The sequence below is a fragment of the Rhizobium sp. R634 genome (genome assembly GCF_002211305.1).
Lineage (GTDB): Bacteria > Pseudomonadota > Alphaproteobacteria > Rhizobiales > Rhizobiaceae > Rhizobium.
In genome coordinates this window covers 346132-360422 of sequence record NZ_LOKW01000023.1, presented here as the reverse complement: position 1 = coordinate 360422, position 14291 = coordinate 346132, and the positions used below count along the sequence as shown (strand labels likewise).

The following is a 14291-nucleotide window of genomic DNA, read 5'->3' as shown; positions in this document are numbered from 1 at the left end:
GATGAGCACGACCATCGCGCTTGAAGCGTTGCTCACCCTTCCCCGCGGCCTTTTTCTCACTTTGGTTCTGACATTCGCATCGCTTGCCGCAGGCTTCGCCATTTCTGTCCCGCTCGCTTTCCTACGGGCATCATCAAATCCGTGGGCTTCCGCGCCTGTGCTGGCATATACCTATGCGTTTCGCGGCACGCCGCTGCTGGTGCAGCTTTTCCTGATTTACTATGGGATTGGCCAGCTTCCCCTCGTCCGCCAAAGCTTTCTCTGGGCAGTGATGCGAGAGCCATTCTGGTGCGCATTCATCGCTTTCACCCTGAACAGCGCTGCCCATACGACGGAAGTACTGCGCGGCGGGATCCAGGCGGTCCCGCGTGGGCAGATTGAAGCGGCCAAAGCCTTGGGCCTTTCCCGTTTCCAGACTGCCCGATTCATCGTGTTCCCTTTGACCCTCAGGATCGCTCTTCCCGCCTATGCAAATGAGGTGGTTGGAATGCTGAAGGCAAGCTCCCTTGCAAGCACGATCACGCTGCTTGAGGTGACCGGGCTCGCGCGGCAGCTGGTGTCGGAGACATTCGCTCCATACGAGGTCTTCATTGCCGCGGGTGCTTTCTACCTGCTGCTTACCCTCTTGATCACGCAAGGCTTCCAGATCCTGGAGACACATTGGACACCAACGGCTAGCCGTCGACCGCCGGCGCAACCTGCACTCGAAGATCGGACGAAAGCCGCCCCTCGACTCGAGGCGGAACTTGACGCCAGCCCACATTCCAGACGCCAACAATCAAACACAGCAATGAAAGGAACATCGTTGTGAAACGAACACTTCTGCTTGCCCTATCTCTTGTCGTCTGTGCCAACAACTCCGGAGCAGTGGACAGGAAGACACTGACAATCGCCTCTGAAGGTGCTTCGCCGCCTTGGAATGCAATCACCCCCGAAGGGGAACTCGCCGGCTTTGACATCGACGTTGGCCGTGATCTTTGCCGGAGGATGAAGATCGAATGCACTTTCGTGCCTCAAGACTGGGACGGGATTATACCGGCGCTCACCGTCGGGAAGTTCGATGCGATCATGTCGGGCATGGCGATAACCGAGAAGCGGAAGAAATCGATCGCGTTTTCCAAGCCCTACGCCGGAGGTTTCAACCAACTTGTCATGCGCAAGGATCTCGATCTTCCGCCGACGAATACGTCGGCGGCGCTCGATCTCACCACCATCGACTCTGAAAAGCGGGCAAAGATCGAGGAGCTACGAACCGCCCTCAACGGCAGAACTCTAGGCGTGTTGCGATCATCGAATTCGGAAGCGGTGCTCAATGAACTGTTCGGAAAGGTCGCGACGATCAGGAGCTACGATTCCCAGGACAACATGCATCTCGATCTCGTGGCTGAGCGCATCGACGGCGGCCTTGCCGACTATTTCACGTGGAAAGCCTTTCTCGACAGCAACGATGGCGGGATTGCAACGCTCTACGGCCCGCAGCTCTCCGGTGGCTTGTGGGGCCCGGGTGTCGGCGTCGGGCTTCGGCAAGACGACAGGGAACTCGTTGCGGCGTTCGATAGTGCCATCGACGCCGCCACGAGAGACGGTACCTTGAGGCGGCTGAGCGAGCAGTGGTTCAAGATCGACGTTTCGCCGCGTACATCAAACTAGACGCTGGCTCTACGACCGCATTTCCCCCGAAGCCACAGCGCGTGAGCAATCGGCCGTCCCAAAATCGAAGGCAGACCATATGTCCGCACCCTTTTCCATTGCTGTCACCGGCCAGTCGCTCATTCGTCATGATCTTCGAGCGATCAGCGATCCACGGCTCGCTGAAATCGCGGAGATCCTCAAAGCAAGCGATGTCGCCTTCACCAATCTCGAGACGACCATCTATGGTCGTCATGGTGGATGGCCGCTCAAAGGCCGCTATTTCGGCGCCGCGGCGCCGGAGGTTTTGCCTGCATTGAAGGAGCTTGGCTTTAACAGCCTGGCGCTGGCAAACAACCATGCCTTCGATCTCGGACCGCCGGGGATCCTGTCGACGCTGGAGGAGGTTGCGGCACACAATTTCCTGCATGCCGGCATCGGCCATAACAAGCATCATGCTTCCACGGCACAGAAAATGACGTTCGGATCCCGGAGTGTTGCCCTCATTGCCATGGATGCCGGGCCGGGCCCGTCTTTCATGTACGCCGAGGACGCAAGTCAGGACAGGATAGCAAGGCCCGGCATCAATAGGCTGAAGGTCTCCAGGGTGTTCGACTTGGAAACGGGAACCTTCAACCTGGTTCGCTCCATTCAGGAACATCTTCTAAGTTCGCCTTTGGAGCGCGCCAATTATGCCCAGCCGGAGGATCCGCCGGATCTTCAGGGCCAAGACGAAATTGATTTCTATGGAACCGTGTTTCGGAGATCAGACGAGACCGCTCGCCGCATCGTGGTGGACCGGCACAGCGCCCGGGCTCACCTTTCGGCGATCGCGGAAGAAGCGGGCCGCGACACATTCGTCATCGTATATTTGCATCATCACCATTGGGAGCCGAACTGGCAGCAAGTCCCCGACTGGGTCCGGAATTTGCGCATGATTGCGTGAATGCCGGCGCAGGCCTCTTCGTCAGCCATGGCGCACCGGTCCTTCAAGCGATTGAGATATATCGGAATACGCCGATTTTCTACGGCCTTGGCAACTTCCTCTTCCATACGGAAAAAGACGAACAGGAATGGAGCCCGCCAGAAGTGTGGAGGAGCGTCATCGCGACCTGCAACTTTGGATCTGGCGGACGGCTGGAAAATGCACGCTTACGTCCCATTGTGATCGGTGGAACTGAGGCCCTATCGAATCCTGCCCGCGATCGCCTCCCCTTCCCTGTGCTTGCCGATGGCAGAACGGCGGCAGATATTTTTGACGATCTTGCCGACCGCAGTGCCGGTTTTGGCACTGTGCTTGAACGAGAGAAGAACGTCGGCCAGATCGCTCTTTAGATGCGGGATAGACCTGCAGCACGTGGCGAGAACTCTGCGAACCGCTGACCAAATCTGCAACCGCCGCTCTTGTTGTCTCTTTTTAGCGAGAAACGTTGTTCTGTTCTTCCAACTCTTCGTCGACAAGCGAGCTGACGAGGGCAGCGACGCGAGTGCGCACTCGCGGGGAAAGGAGCAAAACGTCTTCAATCAGACGCCGTCCCTGCGCGGTGGAAATGTAGGCAATCTTCTCATCGATCTCTATTGTGAATTGCTGGTCCTGAGTGGTTTCGGGATCTGGAAGACCCTCGAAGAACCTCGAGACAGGGATCTTGAGGCAATTTGCAAGCTCGTAGAGCATCGAAGCGCTGACGCGGTTCTTGCCGCTTTCATATTTTTGCACCTGCTGCAAGCTGACCCCAATGCCGGCGCCGAGATCCCCCAGGGACACATTCGACTGCATTCGGCGCATACGGATCTGCTGTCCGACATGTCGATCGACTGGATGCACCGACTCGCGTGCAATATTCGACTGTTGGGTTTGCGCAGGCCTCGAAGTCCGGACCTGGGCTGCTGAATAGCGCTTCATGGTGAATACCCCGTGTGGAGAGTTTCACGCGGTGCGCCCCCGCGGAATAACTCGCTAAACCCACTGATCGGGGAGTTGGAAACCGTACAAGACGGTCCTGTGGCCTTTAGTTCCGAGGAACCTGGACATACGCCACAGGCTCCTCGACCGAAGGTCAAGGAGTGTGGTGCCGAATCGGCCGACACCAACCGCTTGTAGGGGTTTCCACACCCCGGGACAGCGCGTACTGCCCCACTGGAAAGAATAGTTGAAAGCCGCTCGACGCGCAACCAAATTCTTCACAAGATTCAATAGCTTCGCTCTACACGCGGGACGCTTGAGTCGAAAGCGAGAGGTCACGCTTCGGGCGGTAAAGTGGTCAGAAAACCAAAGGAGGTGCGATCAGCGGAACGCCCATTGCGAGGAGTGTCTGCCCACCCTCCCGGAGGAGTATGCCACCGCAAGCTCCGCCCATAGGGGGTCCTGGGTGAAGCTGGAAAAGGGCCCGCAGGCGTCGATAATGCTCATCTTGCCGAACTGCTCGAGAAGCGTTGCAACACCCCCGCGGCTAACTGCATTCAGCAGCGAAAACGGCTCGCACGGCGAGGAGATGATGCGATGGCCCCAAACCCCCGGCCGTTCGTCGTTTGACAGGGCGTTGAGAAGCTGTGTGTCACGATGGTTGCTCCTCAACGCCTCGCAGAATGCCCAGCGCATCAACGGATAATAGATCGTATGCCGACTTCCACCTAGGACACGCACGCCAGGCAGGATCGACGTTACGATGAACATCAGCAGAAGGTTCGGCACGATCCGGCCAGTTCTCAAGGCCTCCACAAGACTTGCCGGCGAGAATTCAACACGGACATCTTCGGGCGCTTTCGACCGGAGGAACCGGCCATCCAGCAAAAGCGGAAAAAGCCGTCCTTCAGTGCAGCCCCAGAAAAAATGAGTCGAGTTTTTCAGCCAACCTCGCCAAGCCGAATCAGCGAGTTGATCGATGCAATGGATGAGGCGCATCGCGAATGCTCGGTCCTCGATCAGCGAGCCTCGCAGCCAGGACCGACCATCGGAAAGGTGGTCCGCGACCAGATCGGCAATGTCGCTATCGTCAAGCTGAAGAAAGTCTACCTGGCTGTCAAAATGTCGCTTCCAGAGGCCAAGATTTGCCGCTTTGATCGCCTCTGCCGCCGACTGGAATTCGCCACGGGGCAAAAGGTCCCGCAAGCTCGAAATTGCCTCCGAGTCACGACCGGGCTTGTCCACGTTTTGAAGATGAAAACTGTAGCAGCCGTTTCTGCCAAGGATGCTGTAGGGGATCATCTTGCTGCGGGACAGGCCGAAGACATTGACTGCATCACCATCGACGTGGAGCCAGGCCGGACCCTTGCGACCGCGCTCCACAAACTTCACTGTCGAGCAAGCGTAGGAGATATAGGATGTCCTGCCATGCGCGCGAAGTCCCATCAGGGAGAACAGATGGGTGTAAAACGCGTCCGGCTCGATCAACAGGTGGAGATGGGGGCCACTCTGCAGCACCGGTGCGGATTCAATTTCGGTTTGAAAGCTCGACACGGCTTCTGCTGAATAACCCTGACGTTGCGCGACGGCCCCCACGTGTGAGCGCAATAAAGACATTGCCTGGCTGCGCGCGACGCAACCCGATGGCTCCGATCCCACCGTGAACGCCGTCTTTGCATAGTCGTTCAGCGATGCCTGCTGAAACTGACGCAACCAAGGGAACAAATCAAAAATGAGGGCCAACACCTCACCTTTTGATACCAATTCGGTATTGGGCGACGTCTCCATCCTCAGACGAACCGGCTTTCCACCGGCGCTCCCCGATCCATACTGAAACGAAAGAAGAGCGCGACGGCCACCATCAGCGCCCCGAAGAGGCCAAAAATCCCCGAAGGTGGAATTGCGTCTCCGATGGTCGCGATGATGCCGTAAGCAAGAAGCCCTATCGAAACACAGATCGTGTGGATCTGGCTTCGCGCCCGCCCCAAAATGTCGATCGAAACAGTCGATTGAACCCGTACATCGATTAAAATCCGGGTGACGTTGTAGCAGAAGCCAAGCAACAGCATTTGGACGAGCGTGGACAAAAAGCTCTGGAAAACAGGAAAGCCCAACAGGACTACGCCGGCGAGCGCCGACTGGAAGAGGATGCTCTGCCGTCGCGGACGCGCCCTTCTGAGAAGAAGGACTGAACACCCCGCGATCGAACCGAGGGCCCAACCTGCCTCGAGATAACCGAACTCGAGCGCCGACCCCTTGAGTTCACGGGTGACATATGCGGCGCCCAATACACTCACAAGCATGCCCATCGCATAGGTCAACGCGTACATGACGGCGATGGCCTTCAGTGAGTGAACGACAAAGGTCGTCGGCAACAGATCCATCCGACGAATGCTCTTTGCCTGCAAATCCGATCGAGAACGAGAAAGCGGCTGTCGGCCGAGTGCCAGCAGCCCCAACAGTGATAGGCCGAAAAAGGCGCCAGGCAGGATCGACGTCAGATTCATGCCGATGCCAGCTAAGCTGTACCCGGTGACGATGGCGGCGATGAGATTGCCCGCCTGCATCGCAATATAAGACGCCGAATTGAATGAAGTGAGGTTCTTAGGACGAACGATGTCAGGAATGATGGCCTGCAGCGCAGTCGAATGGGTTCTGTCGAGGAACGCGAAGGTGGTCCACGATAGGCAAAGAACACCAAGTGGGTCACCGAACGAGAGACCAATGCCCGTTGAAAATATGAGGATCAATCTGGATAAATCGCAAGCGATACAGACGAAGCGACGATCAAATCGATCAACTAGAACCCCACCAATATTGCTGGTGAGCAACTCAGCGGCACTGCCGAGCGCCAAAAGGATGGCGAGAGCGCTCGCGCTCTTGCTGACATCTGTCGCAACCCATGCCGCCAGCACAAAGTAGACATTGCGGCCGGTGGCCGACGCCAGAACACAGAAGAGATAGACGCCGCGAGAGGCATAACACCCAATGCAACTGCTTTCTGTCGCGCCCACTTCATCCACACTCCCTACTGGCAGGTTCGTGAGGACATGTTATTCCTCTGAATAGCTGGCGGCTTTCATGAATTTGATATTATCTCTTGTCCAGAACCACCTATTCCTTCCAGAGTGCCCGGTACTCGGCGGGTGAAAATCCCGTCTCCCGGCGAAATCTGGTCGAGAGGTGGCTCCCGCTGGCGTAGCCACAAGCAATCGCGATCTCGGTCACGCTCATCGCAGTCGTGCGGAGAAGGTCGGTCGCACGTTCAAGACGGCGCTGATTATAGAACCCATAGGGCGTCGAGCCTTGCGACTGCTTGAAAGCGCGGGAAAAATGCTCGTAGGTCAATCCCGCCTCTTCGGCCAGAGCGCGCACGCTCGGAGGCCGATCGATATGAGCTTCGATTCGCCCTATCACTCGCTTGAGAACCGTAGGCGCCAATCCTCCTCGAGATACTCTGCCAGATGTACCGGAGCGGCGCTGCAGAAGTCCGAAGATAGCCGCAAGATGCCCTTCAACGATCAGACTCCCCATGGAATCGTCGTGTGAAAGTTCTCCGGCAATCTGCCGCGCCAAGCATTGGATCGGCAGATCTCTAAATCCAAGTTCCGGACGTAAGGTGCCGGCGCGGGGCAGCTTGATCGCGAGGTTGAAAAAGAAGTCCCGCGTCATGGTTATCATAAGATAACAACCCTCAGCATCCCCTTCGTCCCAACCGGTCCAATGGCAACCGGGGGGAATATAAACGAGCGAGCCGTCCGGCCGCGGACTGAACTCGACTCTTCGTCCGTCCAGAAAGTTTTCGCCGGATGCCGCAGTACCCCTTATGTTGAGGAAGATCAGGTGATCGTCCGCGACAACGTCGATAACCTGTCGCCCCAGACCGCGCCGACGAACGATATCGGCGCGGGCATGGCTCCAGAGGCCCTGTTGGTGAAGGATGGTTTCCCCTTGTGACTTCTTCATCCGTTCGGGCTGAATTATTGGAAGGATCCCCACTCGAGTAGCTGCTCCTCAAAAGACCGCAGGCAGCGAGCCTAGCTCACCCGAAGTTGCTAAAAAACCTGGCTTTAACCTCAGGTCGAATTTCATGTCAATTTCGTGAAACCCGATCAAAATCGTGGATGCGAAAACATGATGATCACGATCATCTTCTGGGAGCATCGTCGCTGAGGGCGCAATCTTTTCGGGATGCGCGATTTCCTCCCTGAAAACCTGAAAACGCGATGGTGCGAGAGAAAGGCAGGCTTTCGCATGCGTGAATTTGCCGACTTCATTGAGGAGTGCGACCGCGCACCTCGTCTTAACGAGCTTTCGGAATTCTTTTCGACAACCGCGTCCGGAGAGGCTGGAATGCCTGTTAGATCGCCTGAGCTCGATCGCCGCTTGTTCCCAGTAGACATGACGTTCAGGCGCTTTTCAGCCCTTCATCCGCTGCGCCAAGGTCCGTTCGACAAGCACTACTTGAGCAGCATACCCTACCGGTTCGAAGAAGAGTGCCGCATGGGCAGCGCGATCCTCAAATATTCGCGCGCCAGAAAGGGGCAGTTGAAGCTCTACACTCTAGGCACAGCCGAGGGGACGATGGCCCGTGTGATCGGCGAACTTGGCAATGGCAGGATAGAAACACTGTCCTGCAGTCCCAACGTCGAGAACCTCAGAAGCTTCTATGCCTATGGCGTTCCTCCTCACGCCATGTTTTTCCACGGACCATTTCATCATCTGACATCGCAAAGGATCCAAGAAGACGTGGAGCTTCGAAAGTTTGGCGGCGGTTTCGATATCATCCTCGAGGACACGACTTTCCAGATGTATTCACCAAATCGCTTCGATCAGATCCGTTTCGTCTCGCAGCATCTCAAGACCAACGGGCTCTTCATGTTCGTGGAGAAGTTCAGGCATGAAGACGACGAGGAATATCGGCGACGGGAACGCCAGAAGGACCATAGCTTCAAAGCCCGCTTCTTCAGCGCGTCAGACATTCGCGCGAAGGAAGAGACGGTGCTGACACGAATGGATCGAAACGAAGTCACCCTTTCGAAGATGGGCGAAGCACTACGCCGGTTCTTCGTACACTCATTCGTCACCTGGAACAGCGGCAATTTCTACACGCTTGTCTCCAGCAACAGTCAGGAGAATCTCGACCTGTTCCTATCGAAGCTGTCCCCACCCGCGATTCCGGCAGAATATGTCTATGCGGACCTTCCTTACCGCCTTTACCCAGAATCCGAAGCAAGGCGGCTATCGGGGCAATCCTGGACTCTTTAGCGATCTCACTCAGTCTTGACCGTCGCATGAGCGCAACTGCCCCATCTTTTCACGAACACCAGCTGCAACAACCTTTGCATCTGCAGAATGCGACGTTGAGCAGCGTCGAGCGCTTCTCCGTCTCGACAATTTTTTTCTCCAAACACGCAGGAACAGCATGAAGAAATCGATTGGCGAAATCTGTCACTTCGTTGACCTTGGCCCGCCGGGCAAGGCGCATCTGATCCTGCCACGAGCGCCAATGATGGCGGGTGAGGGAGATATTTCAAAGTGCGTACACGTCGCCGAAGCGTTTGTCGCTATCTCGCGCACGCAGCACGTTGCCGACATAATCTGCACGCAAATCGAGGACTTCTGCCAATCCCTCGTCGCCATGGGACCTGACAGGCTTCTAACTTTCGAAGATGGCGGCGCGATCATAGTGCCGACCAGTGAAAGCTTGTTTTTCAGGGTGTCAGCGCGAGACCTCGTCACATTCTGTGGCATCCGCGCGCTGTTGGAGGCAAGCTTGTTTCTGGCCACGTCAGTGTCCGAGGGGACCATCGAGTGGCGTCAAGCAGACAACATGCGATCTGGCGAGGCCTGCAATCGCTTCTACAATGACCGCTGCGGAACGGACGAACAATAGCTTCATCCGCTTCGCCACCCATTGGAAGATCGATCTCGGTCCAATCGGCTCCTCGTGCTTTTCCAACCGACCAACCATTTCATGCCCCGATTCTTCGAGCCTCAGAGGTTGATGCCGCGAGCGCGGTCAGCCCGTTGACGCCGCTCAACGATGATCTGCTCGCTACTCTGCAGGCGAACAGTCTGCTGCAGGACTTTCAACCTTTCCTGCATCGCCTCGAAAGCTCGGCGCTGCACAGGCGGCACCATGTTGGCGAGGTCGTTATCGCCCCGAACGATGGTATTGCGACCAAAGCGCTCGTCGAGCGCCCGGTTGACAGCGGCAAATTCCCGGCGGATGTTCGGATCGAGGGACGCGGCGGAGACGCTGAGCATCCTGCTGTCCTTCCTCGCTTCGCCGGTCAGGCGCGTCAGCGCCTCTTCCGCAGCCTTCGACAGCGCAGGAATGGCAACCGCCATACGCCGACGCTCTTCCGTGATGGCATGGCGTTCGGCATCGAGCGCATTGATATAGGCCGCACCAAGCATGCGCAGACGCCTTGCTGCTTCCACCACGGCCAACACTGCCTCTTTCCGCTCCCGACCCGATGCTAGCATCCGGTCCATGAGACGGTCGGAACCGCGCAAGGCTCCGTAGGCGGCCGGGTCATTGGTCACCGCGGCAGCAATGCGATCAGCGGCAAAACCTTTCCCGAACAGCTCCTCGATCTTGTCAACGGCGCCGGCCGGATCGCGCCATATCACTCGTGCCACCTCGGCCAACGCGGCGCGCTGCTGGCGATAGAGAGGCGAAGCAAGGGCACGAGATCGCGCCTCTTCTTCGACCGGGACCTTGAACTCGGTAACGGGAGCGATCATGGACGGCATGACATTCTCCTTTCCTGGCTCTTTGCTGAAATCAGCACGCGCGCCGGCGACGACTTGTGAGCGATCCCGACGCTCGGCGAGGTGCTGCTCTTCCGCGAAGCGTCGCACGGCTTCGAACAGCCGCGTCAGCTTTCCGCGGTGCTCATCGGTGACATCCTCCGGCATGCGCTCGACCATGTTGCGTTCCGCGATATCATCCGCCTTCGAGGTGAAGGCGCTCCAGCCGAAACGGGCAGTCAGTGCCTCGTTAACTGCCTTCATCTCCTGCACGACCGAGCGATCTTTGGCGGCGAGCGCAAAGGCCGTCTTATAAGCGTCGTTCCCGCCCTGGCTGCGCACCGCCTCGATCTCCGAAAGGCGCGCCATGGCGCGTTCGGAGAGCGCCGGGATCGACAACGACATATGCGCCCGACGTCTCTCCTCGCGCTCGCGGAATCGATCGGCGTTCCTGCGGAACTCGGTCGCGTGGGCTCGCGCCAGCGGCTTGAGTTCCCTCAAGGCGGCGATCGCGGCACTGCGCTCATCGCGGGCGGCGCGTCCGTCGACAATCGGGTCTGAACCACGCAGGCGACCAAGCCGATCCGGTACTGCGGCAAGATTGCCGGCGAGCTCGCGCGGCGCGATACCCAGATTCGACACCAGCGCATTCAGGGCGGCAAGCGCGGCATCCGGGTCGCGATAGATCGTCTCGAGCAAAGGTCGCAGGAGTGGTTCCCGCTCCTTCCAGGCCGGGGATGATAGTTGCGCCAGCCGCGCGTCCTCATCAACGCTCCGGAAGAAGGCGGTGGCCGGTGCGATCAGATAGCGCACGTCGGCAAGGTCCGTTTGCGACAAGGCTTCGGTTCTCTCCTCATTGTAGGAGGCGCGTCGCTCTCGCTCGATCGCAAAGCCGAGCGCCACGCTCGCGCGCTCCCAGAGCTTCGCCACCTGCTCCCTCTTCTCGGCAACCCACGCCCACCGCCGGGACAGGCTTTCCTCCATCTCGGCCGCTGCCAAAGCGAGATGATCGAGCCCACTGCGCCTGGCAAAATCCTCAGCATGTGCCCGGTAACCTGCCTCGCTCTCAAAATCGAGCGTCGTCGTCTTGGCGCCCGAGCGCGACAACCGCTCGACGAGCTGCTTGAAGAGTTCCGGCCGATGGCTTTCCCGCTCGATGCGCTCGAGGCGAGCCTCGGCGGTTTCGATCCGCTTGGCCGTCCAGACATTGCGGTCGACCTCCCTCTCCTCGTAGTGCTTCTGGCCTGTCACTTCGTTGAGGACCGCAACCTGGACCCTGACCTTCTCGACGCCGTCCTTGCGCAGCGTGACGGTGTCGCCTTCTGAGATGTTGGCCTCCTCGAGCGCCTTCGGCAGGCTCACGCCCCAAAGCCGATGCACGGTTCGGTCGTCGGTCCTAATGTCGGCATAGGGGCTATCGTCGGCATCCTCGTCGTCAGGCCGGAATTTGGCTTCGCCGGTTTCGACAAGCTCGCCGGTCACACCCGCGGCATGATCGGCGCGGGCCTTGCGTCCCCATTCCGGCTTCGCCTCGAAATCCTCCTTCGCCGCATAAAGATCGGCGCGGTCGCGATGCCTCGTCATCGACACATAGGTCAGATGCTGGTCCATCATGCCGGTCGCGAGCACGAAGGTGCGGTCGACCGTCGCGCCCTGCGACTTGTGAATGGTCGCGGCATAGCCATGATCGACATTGCGATAACTGTCCTCGCCGAAGACCACCTTGCTGCCATTGTCGAGGCGCACCGACAGCAGGACCTCGCCTTTCGCATCGCCGGTGGAGACGACCGTGCCGAGCATACCGTTCTTGACATATTGCGGGCCGAGCCGCTGGCCGCGCGGCTCGATGAAGCGGGCGTTCTCCAGGAAAATGATGCGGTCGCCAGCAGCGAATTCCCGTGCGCCCCGCTCGCTCCGGAAGCTGCGGCTTTCGCCGAGCGCCCCCTCACCCGTCATCACCGATCGCAGCGCCTCGTTCAGACGTTTGACGTCGGCGTTGGTGTGGGCGAGCACGAGCAACTCATCGCCGCGAAGACTGCCGTTCCTGCCCTCGCCAACAGATCGACCGATTGCCTGTCTGCGCGCATCGCTCCAATCGGCAACGATGCGATCGACGATCTCCTGCCGCGTCCCCGCCTCGACCAGATGGCCTCGCCTGGCATAGGTGTCGAGGCCCTTGTCGATTTCGCCGCGTGCAAACAGACGCGAGGCATCGCGTGCCCATTCCTGGCGCTGGCGTCGCACGACGGAAAGCTCGGCAAAACCGATGCGTTCGCTGATCGCCCGGAAGGCAGCACCCGCCTGGATCGGCTGCAGCTGCATCGCATCGCCGACTAGAATGACTTTCGCCTCCGCCTGTTCGACGATCTTCAGCACGCGGGCCATCTGTTGCGACGAGACCATGCCGGCCTCGTCGATCACCACGACGTCGCCGCGGTGCAGCGTCTCACGGCCATTGGCCCAGACCAGCTCCCAGGAGGCGAGTGTACGCGACCGGATGCCGGAACTTCCTTCCAACCCTTCCGCAGCCTTGCCGGCAAGGGCGGCACCGACCACCCGGTGTCCCTCGCCCTCCCAGGCAAGACGTGCGGCAGCAAGCAGCGTCGATTTGCCGGCGCCGGCGAGCCCGACGACGGCGGCAATGCCATCGTCACCGGTGACATGACGGACAGCATCGACCTGCTCTGCATCGAGCCGAAACGGATTTTTGGGATCGCCACTCTCGAGGCGTTCGATCGCCATTTTCACATTCCGCTCGGAAACACCGAAACCGTGGCGCTCCGACAAACCCCGCGCCGACTGTGCCATGTCGTATTCGATACGCAGCATCTCCCGTGTGGTGAACACGGCGGGCTCCGACACCTTTCCCGTCTCTGCCCCGATCTCCTGCGGCTTCAGAATGACCAATTGGTCCGACCCCATGAGGCGTGCGCGGATGTTGGCAAAATCGACCGGGTCGTCGACATAACGATGCAGCGCCCTGGCGATATCCCTCTCATCGAAGGCAGAGCGCTCATTGGCGAGCTGCTTCAGCAAAAGCTCCGGCTCTGCCAGCAGCCGATCGGCCCTCTCCTGGCGGCGGGCAAGATCAGCCGGCGCGAAGTGGAGCTCCCTGCCCTTTCGCGCAAGCGCCGCCTTCTCCGGCCCGAGATGTTTTTGCGCGATACCGTCGAGACCCTGTTCGGCATAGGAGCGGCCGTCGAGCCGGATCTCGTGGCCGGCAAGCGCTAGGTGCCGGTTCGCAGCCTCCGCCCATGCGATTTTCCACGCCTTCATCGTTTCCTTGTCGCCCGCCCAGACTTTATAAACGATCTTGCCGTTCGGGCGGTCCGGCGTGACGACACGCAGCGGCTTGCCATCCTCTCCCACGACGGCAACTTTCTTCGGCCCGAACCCTTCCTTCGCCAGCGGCCGCAGCGTCGTCATCAGATGGATATGCGGATTGCCGTCCTTGTCGTGATAGACCCAGTCGGCGATCATCCCTTTCGAAGTGAGATTGTCGCGGACGAATTCGCGCACCAGCGCGATATTCTCGGCCCGGGTCAGTTCTTCCGGCAGCGCGATGATCAGTTCGCGGGCGAGCTGCGCATCCGCCCGAGTCTCGAAGCCATCGACGGCATTCCAAAACACTTCGCTGGCCTTGCTGACGGACTGACCTGATATCGCCGACCGCAGCCAATCCGGGATGTCATCCGGAAGGGCCAGCTCCTCATGCATCAGCTCGCCAGCTCCGCCCCGATAGCTAAACGAGGTGCCGGCCTGTTCATCCATCATCCGGGCGCGGTGGCGATAGGCGGCGGCCGAGACGATACTGCGTCCCGCTCCCCTGCTGATCACCTGCGCTCTGACGAACATGATCGCCACTGACGTCTCCTGACCTTCCAAGCACGTCGCGACAGCGACGTATATTGCGCCCTCGAACCGATCGGACCGCAGGGCCGATGCCGTTTTTCCGGTTGCACGCTAACGCATTTTACTATTTTATTCTAGTTAGTATAAT

General features: G+C 59.0%; 9 protein-coding genes and 1 pseudogene. 5 read left to right on the top strand and 5 right to left on the bottom strand.

Annotated elements, in window-relative coordinates:
* Window position 1: 1 nt before the first annotated feature.
* From ATY77_RS19690 to ATY77_RS19680, 3 genes and pseudogenes are all read left to right on the top strand, one after another.
* Window positions 2-811: an ABC transporter permease gene (locus ATY77_RS19690; protein ID WP_245314361.1), complete on the top strand. Its 810-nt coding sequence runs from the start codon at window positions 2-4 to the stop codon at window positions 809-811.
* Complete coding sequence (locus ATY77_RS19685) at window positions 808-1650, top strand: transporter substrate-binding domain-containing protein (RefSeq protein ID WP_088688485.1); 843 nt, start codon at window positions 808-810, stop codon at window positions 1648-1650. The genes ATY77_RS19690 and ATY77_RS19685 overlap by 4 nt, the downstream gene beginning before the upstream one ends.
* A 79-nt stretch (window positions 1651-1729) precedes the next feature.
* Window positions 1730-2964: pseudogene (locus ATY77_RS19680) on the top strand (CapA family protein).
* A gap of 82 nt (window positions 2965-3046) precedes the next feature.
* Here ATY77_RS19680 and ATY77_RS19675 read toward each other — a convergent pair.
* The 4 genes from ATY77_RS19675 to ATY77_RS19660 all read right to left on the bottom strand — a co-directional run bounded on the left by ATY77_RS19675 (window position 3047) and on the right by ATY77_RS19660 (window position 7498).
* On the bottom strand, window positions 3047-3532 hold the full coding sequence (locus tag ATY77_RS19675; protein ID WP_088688484.1) for a helix-turn-helix transcriptional regulator: 486 nt from the start codon (window positions 3530-3532) through the stop codon (window positions 3047-3049).
* 381 nt (window positions 3533-3913) lie between these two features.
* Entirely contained in the window at window positions 3914-5320 is a 1407-nt protein-coding gene (locus tag ATY77_RS19670) for a hypothetical protein (RefSeq protein ID WP_088688483.1), read from the bottom strand.
* A 2-nt stretch (window positions 5321-5322) separates the two neighbouring features.
* Entirely contained in the window at window positions 5323-6546 is a 1224-nt protein-coding gene (locus ATY77_RS19665) for an MFS transporter (protein ID WP_088688601.1), read from the bottom strand.
* A 100-nt stretch (window positions 6547-6646) separates the two neighbouring features.
* Window positions 6647-7498, bottom strand: coding sequence for an AraC family transcriptional regulator (locus tag ATY77_RS19660; protein WP_245314360.1), 852 nt, complete (start codon window positions 7496-7498; stop codon window positions 6647-6649).
* Between the two features lie 288 nt (window positions 7499-7786).
* On the opposite strand from ATY77_RS19660, the gene ATY77_RS19650 reads away from it, so the two are divergent.
* Window positions 7787-8800 (top strand): class I SAM-dependent methyltransferase, encoded by a 1014-nt coding sequence (locus ATY77_RS19650; protein ID WP_088688481.1) that lies wholly within the window; start codon window positions 7787-7789, stop codon window positions 8798-8800.
* Between the two features lie 157 nt (window positions 8801-8957).
* Window positions 8958-9428, top strand: a complete 471-nt coding sequence (locus tag ATY77_RS19645; RefSeq protein WP_088688480.1) for a hypothetical protein — start codon at window positions 8958-8960, stop codon at window positions 9426-9428.
* Between the two features lie 101 nt (window positions 9429-9529).
* Here the strand turns inward: ATY77_RS19645 and traA are convergent, their stop codons facing one another.
* Window positions 9530-14155, bottom strand: a complete 4626-nt coding sequence (gene traA / locus ATY77_RS19640; protein ID WP_088688479.1) for a Ti-type conjugative transfer relaxase TraA — start codon at window positions 14153-14155, stop codon at window positions 9530-9532.
* Window positions 14156-14291: the final 136 nt, after the last annotated feature.

What these genes read in the sequence shown, in the direction of transcription:
- ATY77_RS19650 (WP_088688481.1), top strand. Translation starts at nt 7,787, where the DNA reads ATGCGTGAATTTGCCGACTTCATTGAGGAGTGCGACCGCGCACCTCGT.
- ATY77_RS19690 (WP_245314361.1), top strand. Translation starts at nt 2, where the DNA reads ATGAGCACGACCATCGCGCTTGAAGCGTTGCTCACCCTTCCCCGCGGC.
- ATY77_RS19675 (WP_088688484.1), bottom strand. Translation starts at nt 3,532, where the DNA reads ATGAAGCGCTATTCAGCAGCCCAGGTCCGGACTTCGAGGCCTGCGCAA.
- ATY77_RS19660 (WP_245314360.1), bottom strand. Translation starts at nt 7,498, where the DNA reads ATGAAGAAGTCACAAGGGGAAACCATCCTTCACCAACAGGGCCTCTGG.
- ATY77_RS19645 (WP_088688480.1), top strand. Translation starts at nt 8,958, where the DNA reads ATGAAGAAATCGATTGGCGAAATCTGTCACTTCGTTGACCTTGGCCCG.
- ATY77_RS19670 (WP_088688483.1), bottom strand. Translation starts at nt 5,320, where the DNA reads ATGGAGACGTCGCCCAATACCGAATTGGTATCAAAAGGTGAGGTGTTG.